General features: G+C 58.8%; 1 protein-coding gene. It reads left to right on the top strand.

Annotation, left to right across the window (positions count from 1 at the left end; translation table 11 throughout):
- The first annotated feature begins 35 nt into the window (after nucleotides 1-35).
- Nucleotides 36-20,774: a non-ribosomal peptide synthase/polyketide synthase gene (locus ACFFK0_RS00285; protein ID WP_377467460.1), complete on the top strand. Its 20,739-nt coding sequence runs from the start codon at nucleotides 36-38 to the stop codon at nucleotides 20,772-20,774.
- Nucleotides 20,775-20,844: the final 70 nt, after the last annotated feature.

Below are 20,844 nucleotides of genomic sequence, written 5' to 3'. Positions count from 1 at the left end.
TCTATGAAATCCTATGCGTATGGGAGCGATGATGAATGAAGAAAACGAGAGCTTTTTGGAGCCATAGATTCACTCAAGACGACACTATCATCTGTCTGCCGTATACCCGAGCCTCGAAGAGCGGCGCCATGCATCGAAACATCAACAGCGTCCGTTATCCTTTCCCGTCCCGGACGGCGGAGCGAATGCTCGCCATTGCAAACGGCTCCGATATCGGCTTGTTTTCGATCCTGCTGGCCGGGGTCGAATGCTTGCTGCATCACTATACGTTTGAAGAAAATATAATCGTAGCCACTCCGGCCGTCGGAGTGCCGAATGCCGCGCTCGTCAACCCGCTCATCCTGATTAAAAATCAGATCAGCGGCGCGAGCTCCTTCCGAACCGTGCTGACGCAATTAAACGCATCCGTTCGCGAATCGGTCGAGCATCAGAATATCCCGTTTCAAACGATGGCCGGTCAGCTAAGTGTAGAATACGACACGGCAGGGCTGCCTATGATCCATACGATGGTTTCATTGAATTCGCTGCATTCGGAGCAGGTTTCCGATCAAGCGGCGACCGGGCTGCGGTTTCATTTTGAGCTGCAGGGCGGCTCCATCCTTTTGGATGTACAGTATGACGCAAACCGGTATGAACGGGAGTATATCAGCCGCATGGCGGAGCATGTCGATCGTCTGTTTGCCGAGGTGTTGTTTCAGCCCGATCTGGAAATACGGCGTATCGACATTCTTAGCGAAGCCGAACGACATCAGCTGCTGGTGGAATTCAATCAAACCGAGGCGGACTATCCGCAGCATGTTACGATTCATCAGTGGTTTGAAGCGCAAGTGGAGCGAACGCCTGATCGGGTGGCGGCCGTATACGAGGATGAATGTCTAACGTACCGCGCGCTGAACGAGAGGGCGAACCGTTTGGCGCGTACGCTCAGGGCCGCCGGCGTCCAGGCCGATCAATTGGTCGGGATGATGACCGGGCGGTCGCTTGAAATGATCGTCGGGATGCTCGGTATTTTGAAAGCCGGGGGCGCCTATGTACCGATCGATCCGGAATATCCGCAGGAGCGGATTCATTTTATGCTGGACGATTCGGGGGCCCGGGTGCTGCTGACACAGCGGCGCTTGCAGGATCGGGTCTCTTATGACGGCACAATTGTCGTACTGGATCAGGAAGAAGCTTACCACCCGGACGGCAGCAATTTGGAGCCCGTAAGCGAAGCTCATCACCTGGCCTATGTCATTTATACGTCAGGCACGACGGGCAAGCCGAAAGGGGTTATGATCGAACACCGCAGCGTCGTCAATTTGACGTTGAGCTTGTTCGGCATCATCTATGAAGGCCGGGAGCATTACCGCAATATGGCCCAGCTGGCGCCGTATGTGTTCGATATGTCTGTGAAGCCGATCTACGGGTCGCTGCTGATGGGTCGGACGCTCCATATCGTACCTGAGGAGACTCGCCTCGACGGGCAAAAGCTGATTGCCTATTTTGAAAAGCACGACATCGATATCGCGGACGGTACGCCGACATACTTATCGCTGCTGCTGCAGACGGCCGAAGCGATGAACCGCAGGATCGGCGTGAAGCATTTTGTCATCGGGGGAGAGCCTTTACCGACTCGGACCGTTCTGGAAATGGCGAAGTACGGCAGGGACGGCATCCAAGTGACGAATGTGTACGGACCGACGGAATGCTGCGTGGACTCTACCATTTATCGGGGGGAAGTTAAAGAAGGGGACGAGCGGGCCAATGTGCCGATCGGCGAGCCGCTGCCGAATCAAACGATCGCGATCTTGAATGCGGAGATGAAGCTGGTTCCGATCGGAACCATCGGGGAAATTTACATATCCGGCGCCGGTGTGGCGAGAGGGTATTTGAACCGTCCGGAGCTGACCGCGGAGAAATTTATTCCGAATCCATATCGGCCTGGAGAGCGGATGTACCGGACCGGCGACTTGGGACGCTGGCTGCCTGACGGCAATATCGAATACATCGGCCGGGCGGACGATCAAGTCAAAATCCGCGGCTATCGCATCGAAACGGGAGAAATCGAGAGCCGGTTGAATGCGTGCGAAGGGGTCGGCGAAGCAAAAATCATCGTGCGGGAGGACGAAAGCGGACAGAAGCTGCTGTGTGCTTATTTCACTGCGGGCAAACCGCTTGAAGCGGCCGAGCTGCGAGCTGCCTTATCGAAAGATCTTCCCGGCTATATGATTCCATCCTACTTCGTGCAGCTGGAACGGCTGCCGCTGACGACGAACGGGAAAATCGACCGCAAGGCGCTGCCGGCCCCGGAAGGCGGTCTTCAGACCGGAACGGAATACGTGGAACCGCGCACTCCTCTGGAGGTAGAGCTTGCGCAAATATGGCAGGACGTGCTCAAGCTGCGGAAAATCGGCGTCAAGGACAACTTTTTCGAGCTCGGGGGCCATTCGTTACGGGCAACAGCACTCGTTTCCAAAATTTACAAGCAGCTGAATTGCAACGTGCCGCTGCGCGACGTATTCCAGCATCCTACGGTCGAACAGCTGGCGAAAGTGATCGAAGGCGCGGAGCGAACGGCGTATACGGCCATTCCCGTCATCGAAGAAAGAAACGTTTACCCGGTTTCTTCCGCGCAAAAGCGGCTGTACATCTTGAGCCAGCTGGAAGGTGCGGAGCTGAGCTACAACATGCCGCGGGCCATTGCCATGGACGGTCCGGTGGACAAGAAGCGGCTCGAGGAGGCGCTTCGCCGGCTGATCGTGCGGCATGAGACGCTGCGGACCGGCATTGAGCTGGAAAATGGCATGCCGGTGCAGCGGATTTACCGCGATGCGGATGTTAGCGTGGAGTACCTGCAGGCGGAGCAAGAGGAAGCCGATGCGCTTATTCGCGCGTTCGTGCGCCCGTTCGATCTGGCAAAGCCGCCGCTGCTGAGAGTGGGGCTTATCGAGCTTGAGCGCGAGCGTCATATTTTGCTGCTGGATATGCATCATATGATTTCGGACGCCGTGTCCATGGGGATTCTGATTCAAGAGTTTGTGGAGCTGTATGCCGGTCATGAGCTGCAGCCTCTCCGGATTCAATACAAGGATTATGCGGCATGGCAGCAGTCGGAGGTGCATACCGAGCGCATGCAGCGGCAGGAGTCGTTCTGGCTCGATGTGTTCCGCGGTGAAATCCCGGTACTCGATATGCCGACCGACTATGTGAGACCGGCCGTGCAAAGCTATGAAGGCGCACTGTATGAATTTGCGGTCGGCACGGCACAGATGGAGGGCCTGCGGAAGATCGCTTCGCAAACCGGAGCGACGCTGTACATGGTACTGCTCGCGGCTTACACGGTCTTGCTTCATAAATATACGGGGCAAACCGACATCGTCGTCGGTACGCCGATTGCCGGCAGAACGCATGCCGATTTGGAAGCGATGATCGGTATGTTTGTCGGCACGCTCGCGATCCGCAGCTTCCCGTCGGGCGAGAAGACGTTCGCGGATTACGTGCGGGAAATGAAAGAAGCGGTGCTGAAAGCCTACGAGAATCAGGAATATCCGTTCGAGGAACTGGTGGACAAACTGAACTTGAAACGGGATTTAAGCCGCAATCCGCTGTTTGACACGATGTTCGCCCTGCAAAACGTCGAACAGGTCCATTTGAGCATGGACGGCTTGCAGCTGAAGCCTTATACCGGCGGTCATACGGCAGCCAAGTTTGATTTGACGCTGAACGCGATGGAGCAAACGGACGGCACACTGTCCTGCAGTATGGAATATGCCGTTGCTTTGTATGAGCCGGATACCGTCGCGCGGCTCGCCAAGCATTATACGCGGCTGATCGAAGCCTTGGCGGACGATCCGGAAGCTGCGCTCGCTTCCCTTGAGATTGTGACGGAGGAGGAGAAAACGGAGCTGCTCGGAGAATCGGCTGCAGCGCCGGAGGCGGACACGGGGGAGGACGAAGAGCGGACGATTCCGCAGCTATTCGAGGCGCAGGCGGAGCGGACTCCGGAGCATACGGCCGTCGTCTTCGAGAACAGCCGGCTGACGTACCGGGAGCTGAACGAGCGGGCGAACCGTCTGGCGCGCACGCTGCGCGCTGCCGGTGTGGAGGCCGATCAATTGGTCGGCATTATGGCCGAACGCTCCCTTGAGATGATCGTCGGTATCCTCGCCATTATGAAAGCAGGCGGCGCCTATGTGCCGATCGATCCGGATTATCCGCAGGAGCGCATCCGCTATCTGCTGGACGATTCGGGAGCGCAGCTGCTTTTGCTGCAGAGCGGGTTGCGGGATCGCATAGCATTCACGGGCAAGGTTGTCGAGCTGGACGCTGCGGCGGCGTATCATGAGGACGGGTCGAACTTGGAGCCGGCTTGCGGACCGGATCATTTGGCGTACGTAATCTATACTTCGGGTACGACCGGCAACCCGAAGGGCGTCATGATCGAGCATAGGCAGGTCGCTGCTATGGCCAAAGCCTGGAAGCACGAATACCGGCTGCATGAAGCCGGCTTCCGTCTTCTGCAATGGGCGAGCTTCTCGTTCGACGTCTTTACCGGCGATCTCGTTCGGGCCTTGCTGCACGGCGGCGAGCTGATCTTGTGTCCTGCCCATGCGCGGCTCGATCCTGCACGGATCTACGAGCTGATCGCGGAGCATCAGGTGAACATGTTCGAATCGACGCCGGCGCTTGTCATTCCTCTGATGGATTACGTATACGAAAACAAGCTGAATATCGAAAGTCTGCAAACGCTGATCGTAGGCTCCGACCGGTTCCCGCCGGAGGCGTTCCAGACGCTATTCAGCCGGTTCGGGGCGGAGATGCACATTTTGAACAGCTACGGCGTAACGGAAGCGTGCATCGATTCGAGCTATTTCGAGCAGGCGGATGTGCGATCCCGGAGCTATGCCGGCCTGCCAAGCTTGCCGGTCGGCAAGCCGCTGCCGGGCGTGAGGATGTATATTCTGAACGAGCACGGCGGACTGCAGCCGATCGGCGTTCCGGGCGAGCTGTTTATCGGCGGCGCCGGTGTTGGCCGGGGCTACTTGAACCGGCCGGAGCTGACGGCGGAGAAGTTCGTCGACAACCCGTTCGTGCCGGGCGGGCGGATGTACCGGACCGGCGACCTCGCGAGGAGGCTGACGGACGGCAATATCGAGTACATTGGCCGGATCGACCATCAGGTGAAAATCCGCGGTCACCGGATCGAGCTCGGCGAAGTGGAAGCGCAGCTGTTGAAGGCGGCGTTCGTGCAAGAGGCGGTCGCCGTCGCGTGGGAGGACGAAGCCGGACAAAAGCAGCTTTGCGCGTATTATGTCGCGGATAAGCCGTTGGCCGTTAGCGAGCTGCGGAAAGTGCTTGGCGAGGCTTTGCCTGCCTATATGGTGCCTTCATATTTCGTACAGCTGGAACGGATGCCGCTTACGCCGAACGGCAAGCTCGACCGCAAGGCGCTGCCCGCGCCGGAAGGCGGCGTACAGACGGGCGCGGCATATGTTGCGCCTCGGACGCCGGCGGAGCAGGCCTTGGTTGCGGTGTGGCAGGCGGTGCTCGGCACGAAGGCGATCGGCGTGCTCGACAATTTCTTCGAGCTCGGCGGCGACTCGATCAAATCGATTCAGGTCGCTTCACGGCTGCATCAGACCGGCTACAAGCTGGAAATCAAGCATTTGTTCAAATATCCGACCGTGGCGGAGCTCGGCCCATTCGTGCAGCCGGTCGCAAGGCGCGCGGACCAGGGAGAAGCGAAGGGAGAGGCACTGCTGACGCCGATTCAGCGCTGGTTCTTCGAGCAATCGTTTGACGAGCCGCATCATTATAACCAATCGGTCATGCTGTACCGCCCGGAAGGCTACGATGAAGCGGCGCTGCGCCAAGCCGTGCGGAGGCTCGCCGAGCATCACGATGCGCTGCGCCTCGTGTTCCGCAAGACGGAAACCGGCTTTGCGGCATATAACCGCGGCATCGCGGAAGGCGAGCTCTACAGCCTCGATGTGCTGGATTTCCGCGGCATGGCGGACTGTGCGCAGGCGATCGAAGCGAAGGCGAACGAGCTGCAGCGCGGCATGGATTTACAGGAAGGACCGCTGCTGAAGCTCGGGCTCTTCCGCTGCGCGGACGGGGATCATCTGCTGATCGTCATTCACCATTTGGCGGTAGACGGCGTGTCATGGCGCATCTTGTTCGAGGATTTGGCTGCGGGCTACGAGCAGGCGTTAGGCGGCAGGGACATCCGTCTTCCGGATAAGACGGATTCGTACCGCTTATGGGCGGAGCAGCTGGCCGCTTATGCCGACAGTCCGGCTATGGAGCTAGAGCGGGCGTATTGGGAGCGGATTGCGCAAGCCGAGTTCAAGCCGCTGCCCCGCGATTACGTGCAAGAGCGCGCGTCGATGCAGGACAGCGAGGCTGTTACGGTGCAGTGGACGCGGGAGGAGACGGAGCGGCTGCTCGGGCGAGCGCACAAGGCATACGGCACGGACATGAACGACCTGCTGCTGACGTCGCTCGGGATGGCGGTTCACGGTTGGACCGGTATGGAGCAGGTGGCGGTGAGCCTGGAGGGTCACGGCAGGGAGCCGATCGGTACGGATATTGACGTGACGCGCACGGTTGGATGGTTTACGTGCGAATACCCGGTCGTACTGGAGATGAAAGCGGACCAAGAACTGACATACCGGATCAAGAATGTGAAGGAAAGCTTGCGTCAAATTCCGAACAAAGGGATCGGCTACGGCATTCTCAAGTATATGTCTTCGCAAGGGGATGGCGTCACAAGTCTCCATCAAGCACCGGCGCCGGAAATCAGCTTCAACTATCTCGGCCAGTTCGATCAGGACTTGCAGAGCAGCGCCTTGCAGCTGTCGCCGTATTCCGGCGGCCAAGCCGTCAGCGGACGGCACAAGCGGTCCTTCGCGCTAGATATCACCGGCATGATCGCAGGCGGACAATTGACGCTGACGTTAGGCTACAGCGGCGGCATGTACCGGAAGGAAACGATGGAGCGGCTCGCCGGGCTGTTCCAAACGAGCCTGCGTCAAGTTATCGGGCACTGTGCAGCGAAGGAGCGGACAGAGCTGACGCCGAGCGATGTCCTGTTCAAGGGGCTGACGATGGAGGAGCTCGAGCGGCTTCAGACGCAAACCGCACATGTCGGAGAGATCGAGAACGTGTACATGCTGACGCCGATGCAAAAAGGGATGCTGTTCCACAGCCTGATGGATGCGCAGTCGGGGGCTTATTTTGAGCAAACCGCATTCACCCTGCATGGCAGGCTGGATGTAGAGGCGTTCAAGCTCAGCCTCGATGCGCTCGCGCAGCGTCATGCCGTGCTGCGGACGAATTTTTACAACGGATGGCGGGACGAGCCGCTGCAGGTCGTATTCCGGAACAAGCGGATCGGCTTTCACTATGAGGATCTACGCGGTCTGGACGAGGAACGGCGGGCGGCGCAGGTCGAGACATTGCAAAATGAAGACCAAGCGCGAGGCTTCGATCTGGCTCACGATGCGCTCATGCGTCTGGCAATTGTGCGTACCGGTGACGAGGCGTACCGGTTCCTGTGGAGCTTCCATCACATTCTCATGGATGGCTGGTGCTTGTCGCTGGTGGCCAAGGACGTGTTCGAAGCATACTTCGCCATCGTCCGGCATCGTCAGCCCGAGCTCGCTGCGGCAAATCCGTACAGCCGGTATATCGAATGGCTGGAACGGCAGGATCGTGCAGCCGCATCCGGCTATTGGAGCGCCTACTTGGCGGGGTATGAGCATGAAGCGGTGCTGCCGCAGGCGAAGACAAGAGATTCGGCGGAACCGTATATGTTGGAAAAAGTGGACGGCTTCTTCGACGAAAAATTGACCCGCGCGATCCATCACGTCGCCAAAAGCCATCAGGTTACCGTGAACACGCTGATGCAGACGGCTTGGGGGATCCTGCTGCAGAAGTATAACGGAACGCAGGACGCGGTGTTCGGCAGCGTCGTATCGGGAAGGCCGGCGGAAATCCCCGGCATTGAGACGATGATCGGCTTGTTCATCAATACGATACCGGTGCGCATCCGTTGCGAAGGGGGCGAAAGCGTTGCGGATATTATGCGGAACGTTCAGGAGCAGGCACTGGCGTCTCAAGTATACGAAACATATCCGCTCTATGAGATTCAATCGCTGAACGGGCGGAAGCAGGACTTGTTCAATCATATTGTGGTGTTTGAAAACTACCCGGTAGAACGGCAAATCGAGCAAATTGGCAGCGGCGAACCGGCCGGCTTCGATTTCACGGACTTCCAGTCGGTTGATTTGACTACGTACGATTTCAATCTGGTTGTCGTGCCCGGCAGCGAGATCGGCATTCATCTGGAATACAATGCTTGCGTATATGACCGGCCGGGTATGGAGCAAATTCGCGGGCATTTGTTCCGCATCGTCGAACAAATCGCAGCCAATCCGGACATTCGCGTAAGCGAGCTGGAGCTGGTGACGGCTGAAGAAAAAGCGGAGCTGCTCGGTGCTTCGGCGGCCGCGTTGGAGGCGGACGATACGGGCGGCAAGACGATTCCGCAGCTGTTCGAGGCGCAGGCGGAGCGGACTCCGGAGCACACCGCAGCCATCTGCGAGGATAGCCGGCTCACGTACCGGGAGCTGAACGAGCGGGCGAACCGGCTGGCGCGTACGCTGCGCGCTGCGGGCGCAGAGGCCGATCAATTGGTCGGCATTATGGCCGAGCGCTCCCTCGACATGATCGTCGGTATCCTCGCGATTATGAAAGCCGGCGGCGCCTACGTGCCGATAGATCCGGAATATCCGCAGGAGCGCATCCGCTATATGCTGGACGATTCCGGAGCGCAGCTGCTGCTGCTTCAAAGCGGCTTGCGGGAACGCGCGCCGTTTGCGGGCACGGTGGTCGAGCTGGACGATGCGGCTGCGTATCATGAGGACGGATCGAACTTGGAGCCGGCGGCCGGACCCGAGCACTTGGCGTATGTGATCTATACGTCGGGCACAACGGGCAACCCGAAGGGGGTCATGATCGAGCACAGGCAGGTAGCGGCAATGGCCCGGGCCTGGAAGCACGAATATCGGCTGCACGAAGCCGGCATTCGTATTCTGCAGTGGGCCAGCTTCTCCTTCGATGTCTTCACCGGCGATTTCGTCCGCGCCTTGCTGCACGGCGGCGAGCTGATTCTATGTCCCGGCCACGCGCGGCTCGATCCTGCGCGGATCTACGAGCTGATCGCGGAGCATCAGGTCAACATGTTCGAATCGACACCGTCGCTCGTCATTCCGCTTATGGACTATGTGTACGAGAACGGCCTGAACATCGACAGTCTGCAGACGCTGATCGTTGGCTCGGACCGGTTCCCGCCGGAGTCGTTCCGGACGCTTGCAAGCCGGTTCGGGACGCAGATGCGCATACTGAACAGCTACGGCGTAACGGAAGCTTGTATCGATTCGAGCTATTTCGAACAGACGCAGCCGGATCAAGATATGAACGGTCTTGTCAGTCTGCCGATCGGCAAGCCGCTGCCGGGCGTGAACGTGTATATTTTGAACGAGCACGGTGTGCTGCAGCCTGCCGGCATTCCGGGCGAGCTGATGATCGGCGGCGCCGGCGTAGGCCGCGGCTACTTGAACCGGCCGGAGTTGACCGCGGAGAAGTTCGCCGACAACCCGTTCGTACCGGGCGGGCGGATGTATCGGACCGGCGACCTCGCAAGACGGCTGCCGGACGGCAATATCGAATACATCGGCCGGATCGACCATCAGGTGAAAATTCGCGGCAACCGGGTCGAGCTGGGCGAAGTGGAAGCGCAAATTCTGAAAGCGGAATTCGTACAAGAGGCGGTCGTTGTCGCGCGGGAAGACGAAGCCGGACAGAAGCAGCTGTGTGCGTACTTCGTTGCGGAGAAGCCTCTCGCCGTTAGCGAGCTGAGGAGTGCGCTGGCTGAGGCGCTGCCCGCATACATGGTGCCGTCCTACTTCGTACAGCTGGAGCGGATGCCGCTTACGCCGAACGGCAAGCTCGACCGCAAGGCGCTGCCCGCGCCGGAGGGCAGCGTACAGACCGGTGCGGCTTATATCGCTCCTCGGACGCCGGTGGAGAAGGCTTTGGTTGCGGTGTGGCAGGCGGTGCTCGGCACGAAGGCGATCGGCGTGCTCGACAATTTCTTCGAGCTCGGCGGGGACTCGATCAAGTCGATTCAGGTCGCTTCACGGCTGCAGCAAGCCGGCTACAAGCTGGAAATCAAGCATTTGTTCAAATACCCGACTGTGGCGGAGCTCAGCCCTTACGTGCAGCCGGTCGCAAGGCGAGCCGACCAGGGAGAAGCGAAGGGAGAGGCGCTGCTGACGCCGATTCAGCGCTGGTTCTTCGGGCAGTCGTTCGACGAGCCGCATCATTATAACCAATCGGTCATGCTGTACCGCCCGGAAGGCTACGATGAAGCGGCGCTGCGTCAAGCCGTGCGGAAGCTCGCCGAGCACCACGATGCGCTGCGTCTCGTGTTCCGCCGGACGGAATCCGGTTATACGGCATACAACCGCGGCATTGCGGAAGGAGAGCTCTACAGCCTCGATGTGCTGGATTTCCGCGGTATGGCGGACTGCGCGCAGGCGATCGAAGCGAAGGCAAACGAGCTGCAGCGCTGTATCGACCTGCAGACAGGGCCGCTGCTGAAGCTTGGGCTGTTCCGCTGCACGGACGGGGATCATCTGCTGATCGTCGTTCACCATCTGGCGGTAGACGGCGTGTCATGGCGCATCCTGTTCGAGGATTTGGCGGCGGGCTACGAGCAGGCGCTGCGCGGTCAAGTTATCCGCCTTCCCGAAAAGACCGATTCGTACCGCTTATGGGCGGAGCAGCTGGCCGCATATGCCGGAAGCCCGGCCATGGAGAGTGAGCGGGCGTACTGGGAACGGATCGCACAAGCGGCAAGCCGGCCGCTGCCGCGCGATTTCGCCCAAGAGCGCGCATTGATGCAGGACAGCGAGGCCGTTACGGTGCAGTGGACGCAAGCGGAAACGGAGCTTCTGCTGAAACAGGCGCACCGGGCTTACGGCACCGACATGAACGACCTGCTGCTGACGGCGCTCGGGATGGCGGTTCACGAATGGACCGGCTTGGAGCAGGTGGCGGTAACTCTGGAAGGACACGGCAGGGAACCGATCGGTGCGGATATCGATATCACGCGCACGGTCGGATGGTTTACGTGCGAATACCCGGTTGTGCTGGAGATGGAAGCGGACAAGGGCTTGCCGTACCGGATTAAACGCGTGAAGATGAGCCTGCGCAATATTCCGAACAAAGGGATCGGCTATGGCATTCTCAAATACATGTCGCCGCAAGCGGACGGCGCTGCATTCCTCCGTCAAGCGCCGGCGCCGGACATCAGCTTCAACTACCTCGGACAATTCGATCAGGACTTGCAGAGCAACGATTTGCAGCTGTCGACTTATTCGTGCGGCGCGGAAGTAAGCGGGGGGATGACCAGATCCCATGCTCTCGACGTCAACGGTATGATCGCAGGCGGGCAATTGACGCTGACACTTAGCTACAGCGGCAAGATGTACCGCAAGGAAACGATGGAGCGGCTCGCCGAGAAGCTCCGGATTAGCCTGCGGGAAGTGATCGCGCATTGCACGGCGAAGGAACGGACCGAGCTGACCCCGAGCGACATTCTGTTCAAAGGGCTGACCATCGAGGAACTGGAGCGAATCGCAGACCAAACCTCCCATATCGGCGAAATCGAGAATGTGTACATGCTGACGCCGATGCAGAAGGGGATGCTGTTCCACAGCCTGATGGATGCGCAGTCGGGGGCTTATTTTGAGCAAACCGCATTCACCTTGAAGGGCCGCCTGGATGTGGAAGCCTTCAAGAAAAGCCTGGACGATTTGGCGGAGCGTCAAGCTGTCCTGCGCACGAACTTCTACAGCGGCTGGCAGGACGAGCCGATTCAGATCGTTTTCCGGAACCGGAAGGCAGGCTTTGCCTATGAAGATCTGCGCGAATTGGATTTGGATGCGGAACGTCTCGAAGCGTATGTAGAAGCTATGGAAAATGAAGACAGGGCCATCGGCTTCGATCTCGCCGAGGATGCGCTGATGCGTGTATCGATTTGGCGTACCGGGGACGAAACGTACCGCTTCCTGTGGAGCTTCCACCACATTTTGATGGACGGCTGGTGTATGTCGCTGATTACAAAAGAAGTGTTCGAATCGTACTTTGCCTACGTGCGCGGGAGCCGGCCGCCGCTTGCTGCTGCATATCCGTACAGCCGGTATATCGAATGGCTCGAGCGGCAGGACAGGGAGGCGGCATCCAGCTACTGGAGCGGCTATTTGGCGGGCTACGAGCATCAGACGGAGCTTCCGCAAACGAAGGCGCAGCACAAACCGGCAGCGTACGTATTCGAGAAGATGGGCTGCAGCTTGGGGCAGATGCTGACTCGAAGCATCCATCAGGCCGCGAAGCGTTATCAAGTTACCTTGAATACGCTGATCCAGACGGTATGGGGCATTTTGCTGCAAAAATATAACGGCACACAGGACGCGGTGTTCGGAAGCGTCGTATCGGGAAGACCTGCGGAAATTCCGGGCATCGAGAACATGGTCGGGCTGTTTATCAACACGATTCCCGTCCGCGTCCGCTGCGAATCCGGAGCGACGTTCGCGGACGTGATGCAGGCCGTACAGGAACAAGCACTGTCGTCCCAATTGTACGAAACGTTCCCGCTGTATGAAATTCAAGCGCTGAGTCAGCAAAAGATGAGCTTGATCAACCATATCGTCGTGTTTGAAAACTATCCGGTAGAGCGTCAGATTGAGCAGATCGGCGGGGGCGGGGCGGCAGACTTCGATATCGTTGACGTGCGTTCGGCAGAGCAGACGAACTATGACTTCAACCTGGTCGTTATGCCGGGCGACAATATCGAAATTCATTTTGAATACAATGCTCATGCATACGATCCGTCGGAGCTGGCGCAAATTCAAGGGCATCTCGTTCGGATCATCGAGCAGATCGCCGAAAATCCGCAAATACGCGTGAACGAGCTGGAGCTGCTGACAGCCGACGAACAGTCGCAGCTGCTGGACGAATGGGGCGCCGCATCGTCGGATTATCCGCGGGAAATGACGATTCCGGAGCTGTTCGAAGAGCAGGCGATGAAGGTGCCCGAGCAGACGGCGCTTGTATTCGAAGGAAGCCGGATGACGTACCGGGAGCTGAACGAGCGGGCGAACCGGCTCGCGCATACGCTGCGTGCCGAAGGCGTACAGGCCGAACAGCCGGTCGGCCTTATGGCCGAACGCTCCATGGAGATGATCGTCGGCATTCTTGCGATTTTGAAGGCCGGCGGCGCTTACGTGCCGATCGACCCGGAGTATCCGCAGGAGCGGATCCGCTACATGCTGGACGATTCGGGGACAACGCTGCTCTTGCTGCAAAGCGGCTTGCGGGAGCGCGCAGCCGGCGAATCGTATGCAGGCAGGATCATGGTGCTTGACGATCCGGCTGCATATGGCAAGGACGCTTCGAACCCGGAACGGGCGGGCGGACCGGACAACCTGGCATACGTTATGTATACGTCGGGGACGACCGGCAAGCCGAAAGGCAATTTGACGACGCACCGGAATATCGTGCGGGTCGTTCGGGGCACGAACTATATCGACATTACCGAACGGGATACCTTGCTGCAGCTGTCCAGCTACGCCTTTGACGGTTCGACCTTCGACATCTTCGGCGCGCTGCTGAACGGAGCCCGGCTCGTTCTCAGCTCCAAGCAAAACGTACTGGATATGGAAGCTCTGGCGGCCATGATCGCGCGGGAGCATATCACCGTCATGTTTATTACGACAGCGTTGTTCAACGTTCTGGTCGACATCAACATCGACTGCCTGCGCCACGTCCGGAAGGTGCTGTTCGGCGGCGAGCGCATATCGGTAGAGCATGCCAGAAGAGCGTTGCACGAATTGGGCCGGGGCAAGCTAACGCACGTGTACGGTCCGACGGAAAGTACGGTATTCGCCACGTATTACGAGATCGATGAGATTGCTGCGGCAGCTGCAAACGTGCCGATCGGAAGGCCGATCAGCAACACGTCGGTGTACATTGTCGGCGCGGACAATCAGCTGCAGCCTATAGGCGCAGCGGGCGAGCTGTGCGTGGCGGGCGACGGGCTGGCAAGAGGCTACTTGAACCGGCCCGAGCTAACGGCGGAGAAATTCGCAGACAATCCGTTTGCTCCGGGAGAGCGAATGTACCGGACGGGGGATCTGGCAAGATGGCTGCCGGACGGCAACATCGAATATATCGGGCGGATCGACCAGCAGGTGAAGATCCGCGGCTTCCGGATCGAGCTCGGCGAGATCGAAGCGCAGCTCGCGAAGTTGGCCGTCGTACGGGAAGCAGTCGTTATCGCCCGCGACAACGAAGCCGGACAGAAGCAGCTGTGCGCCTATTTCGTAGCGGACAAGCCGCTCACCGTAAGCGAGCTTCGCAGCGAGCTGGAGCAGCAGCTGCCGGCGTACATGCTCCCATCGTACTTCGTGCAGCTCGAGCACATGCCGCTTACGCCGAACGGCAAAGTGGACCGCAAGGCGCTGCCGGCACCGGAAGAGAGTCTGCATACCGGCAAACCGTACGTCGAGCCGCGAACCGCCGTCGAGCAAGCTTTAGTCTCGGTTTGGCAGACGGTATTGGGCGTAAAGGCGATAGGGATTTCGGACAATTTCTTTGAGCTCGGCGGCGACTCGATCAAATCGATCCAAGTATCGTCGAGGCTGCATCAGGCCGGTTACAAGCTGGAAATTAAGCATCTGTTCCAATATCCGACTGTGGCGGCATTGAGCCCGTTCGTGCAGCCGGTCGGCAGAAGTGCGGATCAGGGTGAAGTGACAGGGGAGTCGAAGCTTACGCCGATTGTGCGCTGGTTCTTCGAAAATTCGTTCGCCGATCTCCATCACTTCAACCAAGCGGTCACGCTGTACCGGGAGGACGGCTACGACGAGGCAGCGCTCCGGCAGGCGATGCGGGCGATCGCCGAGCATCATGACGCTTTGCGCCTCGTCTTCCGCCAGAGCGATCGCGAAGTTACGGCCTATAACCGCGGCATTTCGGAAGGCGAGCTGTACAGCATGGAAACAATCGATTTCCGCGGAGTGGCGGACTGCGCGCAAGCAATTGAAGCCAAAGCGAACGAGCTGCAGCGCAGCATCGATCTGCAGGAAGGGCCGCTGCTGAAGCTTGGGCTGTTCCGCTGCGACGACGGGGACCATCTGCTGATCGTCGTCCATCACTTGGCGATTGACGGGGTATCCTGGCGGATCCTGTTCGAAGATATTAGCGCCGCCTATGAGCAGGCTCTGCAAGGGGCGGACATCCGGCTCCCGGCCAAGACGGACTCGTTCCGGACTTGGGCGGAGCGGCTGTCGGCTTACGCCGTAAGCCCTGCCATGGAGGCCGAACGTACTTACTGGGAGCAGCTTGCCGCAGCCGATTGCGAGCCGCTGCCCCGCGATTTTGCCCAAGAACATGCGTTGATGCGGGATAGCGAAGCTATAACGGTACAGTGGACGCAGGAGGAGACCGAGCTGCTGCTGAAGCAGGCGCACCGGGCCTACAACACGGAAGTGAACGACCTGTTGTTAACGGCGCTCGGTCTCGCCATACACCGCTGGACAGGCCTGCAGCGGGTGGCGGTCGAGCTGGAGGGGCACGGCCGGGAGCCGATTATCCCGGATGTCGACATCACACGCACGGTAGGCTGGTTTACAAGCCAGTATCCTGTCGTGCTGGAGATGGACGCGGGCAAGCCTTTGGCTTACCGCATCAAGAGCGTGAAGGAGGGCCTGCGCCGCATTCCGAACAAGGGGATCGGGTACGGCATCCTCAAATATATGTCGGTTCACCCGGATGACAAGAGAGCCCGCGCATTCGCGGCGAAGCCCGATATCAGCTTTAACTACTTGGGCCAATTCGACCAGGACCTGCACAACAACGCTTTGCAAGTATCGCCGTATCCGAGCGGCCGGTCGGTCAGCGACAGCTTGGCCCGAACGCATGCGCTCGACGTGAGCGGTATGATTGCCGGCGGGAAGCTGGCGCTGACGCTCGACTACAGCGGCATGCAATACCGAAGAGAGACGATGGAACGGCTGGCCGGATTGCTTGGCGAGAGCCTGAAGGAAGTCCTCGCGCATTGTGCGGCGAAGGAACGGGTCGAGCTGACGCCAAGCGACGTCTTGTTCAAAGGCCTGTCCATCGAAGATTTGGAGCGGATCGCGGAGCATACCGGACACATCGGCGAGATCGAGAACGTGTATCCGCTGACGCCGATGCAGAAGGGAATGCTGTTCCACAGCTTGATGGAGCCGCAATCGGCGGCTTATTTCGAACAAGCTTCGTTTACGCTGCAAGGCAGTCTGGACGTCAGAGCATTCGCCCAAAGTTTGGAGCAATTGGTGGAACGCCATGCCGTACTGCGGACGAACTTCTATAGCGGATGGAACACGGAGCCGCTGCAGGTCGTTTACCGGAGCAAAGCGGGAGGCTTCTACTATGAAGATATTCGCGGCATGGATGCGGATAGACGCGATGCGTATGTTGCGGCGATGGGCAAACAAGACAAAGCCCGCGGCTTTGACCTGGCCCAGGACGCTCTGATCCGCGTGTCGATTGTGCGCACCGATACCGATACGTACCGGTTCCTGTGGAGCTTCCATCATATATTGATGGATGGCTGGTGCTTGTCTTTAGTCGCGAAGGAAGTGTTCGAGACCTATTTTGCCATCGTGCAGCGGCGTCAGCCCGAGATAGATGCGGTATGGCCATACAGCCAGTATCTCGAGTGGCTGGAGCGGCAGGACCGCGAAGCGGCGGCGAATTACTGGCGCGGCTATTTGGCGGGCTATGAGCATCAGACGGTACTGCCGCTGGCGAACACGGCCGGCAATTCGGCGGAATATGCTGGAGAGAAGCTGGAGTTCTCTCTGGGCGGCCAGCTGACCCGGGCGCTCGAGCAGGCTGCGAAGCGCCAGCAGGTGACGATGAACTCGCTCATGCAAACAGTCTGGGGCATTCTGCTTCACAAGTACAACGGGACTTCGGACGTGGTGTTCGGCAGCGTCGTCTCGGGAAGACCGGCGGAAATTCCCGGCATCGAATCGATGATCGGCTTGTTCATCAACACGATTCCGGTGCGCGTCCGCTGCAAAGCGGAGGACACGTTCGCGGAAGCGATGCGCAGAGTGCAGGAGCAGGCGCTGGCCTCCCAGGCTTACGATACGTATCCGTTGTATGAGATTCAGGCGCTGACCGAACAAAAGCAAGGCTTGGTCGGCCATATACTGGTGTTTGAAAACTATCCGGTCGAGCAGCAAATGCAGCAGCTGGGAAGCCGCGACCCGGCAGGTTTCGACATCGCGGACGTCGAGATGGCCGATCAGACGAATTACGATTTTAACGTGATTGTCGTTCCCGGCGAAGAGCTTGAAATTCAGCTGGAATACAATGCAAACGTATATGACAAAGCGGGAATGGAACGGATTCGCGGGCATTTGGTTCGCATCATGGAACAAATCGCCGAAAATGCCGACATTCGCGTGAGCGAGCTGGAGCTGCTTACGGCGGATGAGCGCGAGCAAATAACAGAGCTCTTTAACGGCACAGACGCGGATTATCCGCGGGAGATGACGATCCATCAGCTGTTCGAAGAGCAGGCGGAGCGCACACCGAATCAGGCGGCCGTCGAGTATGAAGGTCGCGTGCTGACTTACCGGGAGCTGAACGAGCGGGCGAACCGGCTGACGCATACGCTGCGTGCGGAGGGCGTGCAGTCCGAGCAGCTGGTCGGGATTATGGCGGAGCGTTCGATCGAGATGGTCGTCGGCATTCTCGCGATCTTGAAAGCGGGCGGCGCTTATGTGCCGATTGACCCGGAATATCCGCAGGAGCGCATCCGCTTCATGCTGGACGATTCGGGAGCCAAGCTGCTGCTGGTGCAAAGACATTTGCGGGATAGCGTAACGTTCGCCGGTGCAGTGATCGAGCTCGACAACGAGGCTTCGTACGGAGGGGAAGCGGTGAACCTCGCGCCGGCGAGCGGACCGAAGGATCTGGCTTACGTCATCTATACGTCGGGGACAACCGGCAAGCCGAAGGGCACGCTGATCGAGCATAAAAATGTCGTCCGGCTGCTGTTCAACGACAAGAACTTGTTCGATTTCTGCGCCTCGGACACATGGACGCTGTTCCATTCGTTCTGCTTCGATTTCTCGGTATGGGAAATGTACGGTGCGCTGCTGTACGGAGGGAAGCTCGTCATCGTTCCATCGTTAACCGCAAAAAGTCCGAAGCAGTTCCTGAAGCTCCTGCATGAGCGACAGGTGACGATCTTGAACCAAACGCCGACGTATTTCTATCAGCTGCTGCAAGAAGCATTGTCCGCAGGCGAAGCCGCGCAGTTGAGCTTGCGAAAGGTCATTTTCGGCGGCGAAGCGTTAAGCCCGTATTTGCTGAAGGACTGGAAGGCAGTCTACCCGGATGTCCAATTGATCAATATGTACGGCATCACGGAAACGACGGTCCATGTTACGTACAAAGAAATTACGGAAGCCGAAATCGAGCAGGCCAAGAGCAATATCGGAAAACCGATTCCGACGCTGCGGACGTACATTTTGGATGAACAACGTCGTCCGGTGCCTGTCGGTGTGGCCGGCGAGCTGTACGTGGCGGGCGACGGTTTGGCGAGAGGGTACTTGAACCGTCCGGACCTGACCGCGGAGAAGTTCGTGGACAATCCGTTCGCACCTGGCGAGCGGATGTACCGGGCGGGAGATCTTGCGAGATGGCTCCCTGACGGCAGTATGGAATATTTGGGCCGGATCGACCACCAGGTGAAAATCCGCGGCTACCGGATCGAGCTGGGCGAGATCGAGGCGCAGCTGGCGAAGGCGGCAGCCGTCCAGGAAGCGATTGTGATCGCCCGCGAGGACGGAGCCGGACAGAAGCAGCTCGCCGCGTATTTCGTGGCGGAGCAGCCGCTGTCCGTGAGCGGCCTGCGCAGCGAGCTGTCGCAAGTCATGCCTGCCTACATGCTCCCGACTTACTTCGTGCAGCTGGAACGGATGCCGCTGACTTCGAACGGCAAGGTGGACCGCAAAGCGCTGCCGGCGCCGGAAGAAAGCGTGCAAACCGGAGCGGACTATACAGCGCCACGAACGCCGACGGAAGCGCAGCTGGTACGTATTTGGCAGCAGGTGCTCGGCGTCCGGACGATCGGCGTGAAGGACAACTTCTTCGACCTCGGCGGCCATTCGCTGCGGGCTACGACCCTTGTGACACTCATTCATAAAGAGCTGAACCGAAGTGTTCCGCTGCGCGACGTATTCGAATCGCCTACGATCGAACAACTGGCGCAAAAGCTCGAAGCGATGGAGCAAAGCTCGTATTCTGCTATTCCGCCTGCCGAGGTAAAGGACTTCTATCCGGTATCTTCGGCGCAAAAGCGTCTGTATTTGCTGCATCAAATGGAAGACGCGGAGCTCAGCTACAATATGCCCGGCGCGATGACGCTTGACGGGCCGCTCGACTTGGAGCGATTCGAAGCGGCGTTCCGTCAGCTGATCGCAAGGCACGAGACGCTGCGCACAGGCTTTGAGACCGTACACGGTGAACCGGTACAGCGGGTACATGCGGAAACGCCGTTCAACGTAGAGTACAGCCGGGCTAACGGGGATGACGCCGACGACATCATCCGCCGCTTCGTTCGCGCGTTCGAGCTGGACAAGCCGCCGCTGCTGCGGGTAGGTCTGATCGAGCTTGAGGCTAACCGCCGCATTTTGCTGTTCGACATGCACCATATTATCTCCGACGGCGTTTCCATGGGCATATTGGTGGAAGAGTTTGTCCGCTCATATAAGGGCGAGGAGCTGCCGCCGCTGCGGCTTCAATATAAAGACTACGCCGCATGGCAGCAGTCGGAGCGCGAGAGCGAACGGCTCAAGCGGCAGGAAGCCTACTGGCTGGAAGCGTTCAGCGGCGAATTGCCGGTACTGCAGCTGCCGACATCGTTCGAAAGACCGGCCGTGCAAAGCCATCACGGAGATAAGGTCGATTTTGCCATCGATGCGAACGTCTGTGAAGGCCTGCGGCGCCTGACAGCCGACACCGGCACGACGATGTACATGGTCATTTTGGCTGCCTATACCGTGCTGCTGCACAAATATTCGGGGCAAACCGACATTATCGTCGGCACGCCGATCGCCGGCAGAACGCATGCCGACCTGGAGCCGCTCATCGGGATGTTCGTCAATACGCTGGCCATCCGCAATTATCCGGCGGGTGAGAAGACGTTCCTCAGCTTCCTCGAGGAAGTCCGGCAAACGACCTTGAAGGCGTATGAGCACCAGGACTATCCGTTCGAGGAGCTGGTCGGCAAGCTGCAGCTCGCCCGCGATGCAAGCCGTAATCCTCTGTTCGATACGATGTTCGTCCTGCAAAATACGGAAATGCCGGAAATCGGCGTCGATTCGCTGCATGGCACGCCATACGAGCAAAAGCATACGATCGCCAAGTTTGATTTGACGCTGGAGATCGCCTTGGAGGACGACGGGATCCGGGGGCATTTCGAATATTGCACGAAGCTGTTTACGAGAAGCTTGGTTGAGCAGCTCACCGATGATTTTCAGCTGCTGCTGTCGCAAATTTCCGAACGGCCCGAGCTGCGGCTGCTGGATATGCAAGTAGCGGAAAACTCCGTGAGCGATGAGGATGCGTCGGAGGATATCGAATTTATTTTCTGATTGCCTACTGTTCCTGTGCTTAGAGTGTGTGGGGCCTGTACGGCTGCACGCACTCTGGCCATGCACGGTC

Origin of the sequence: Paenibacillus chartarius, assembly GCF_042432825.1 — a bacterium.
GTDB classification, from domain to species: domain Bacteria; phylum Bacillota; class Bacilli; order Paenibacillales; family NBRC-103111; genus Gordoniibacillus; species Gordoniibacillus chartarius.
This window is presented reverse-complemented; position numbering and strand designations above follow the sequence as displayed.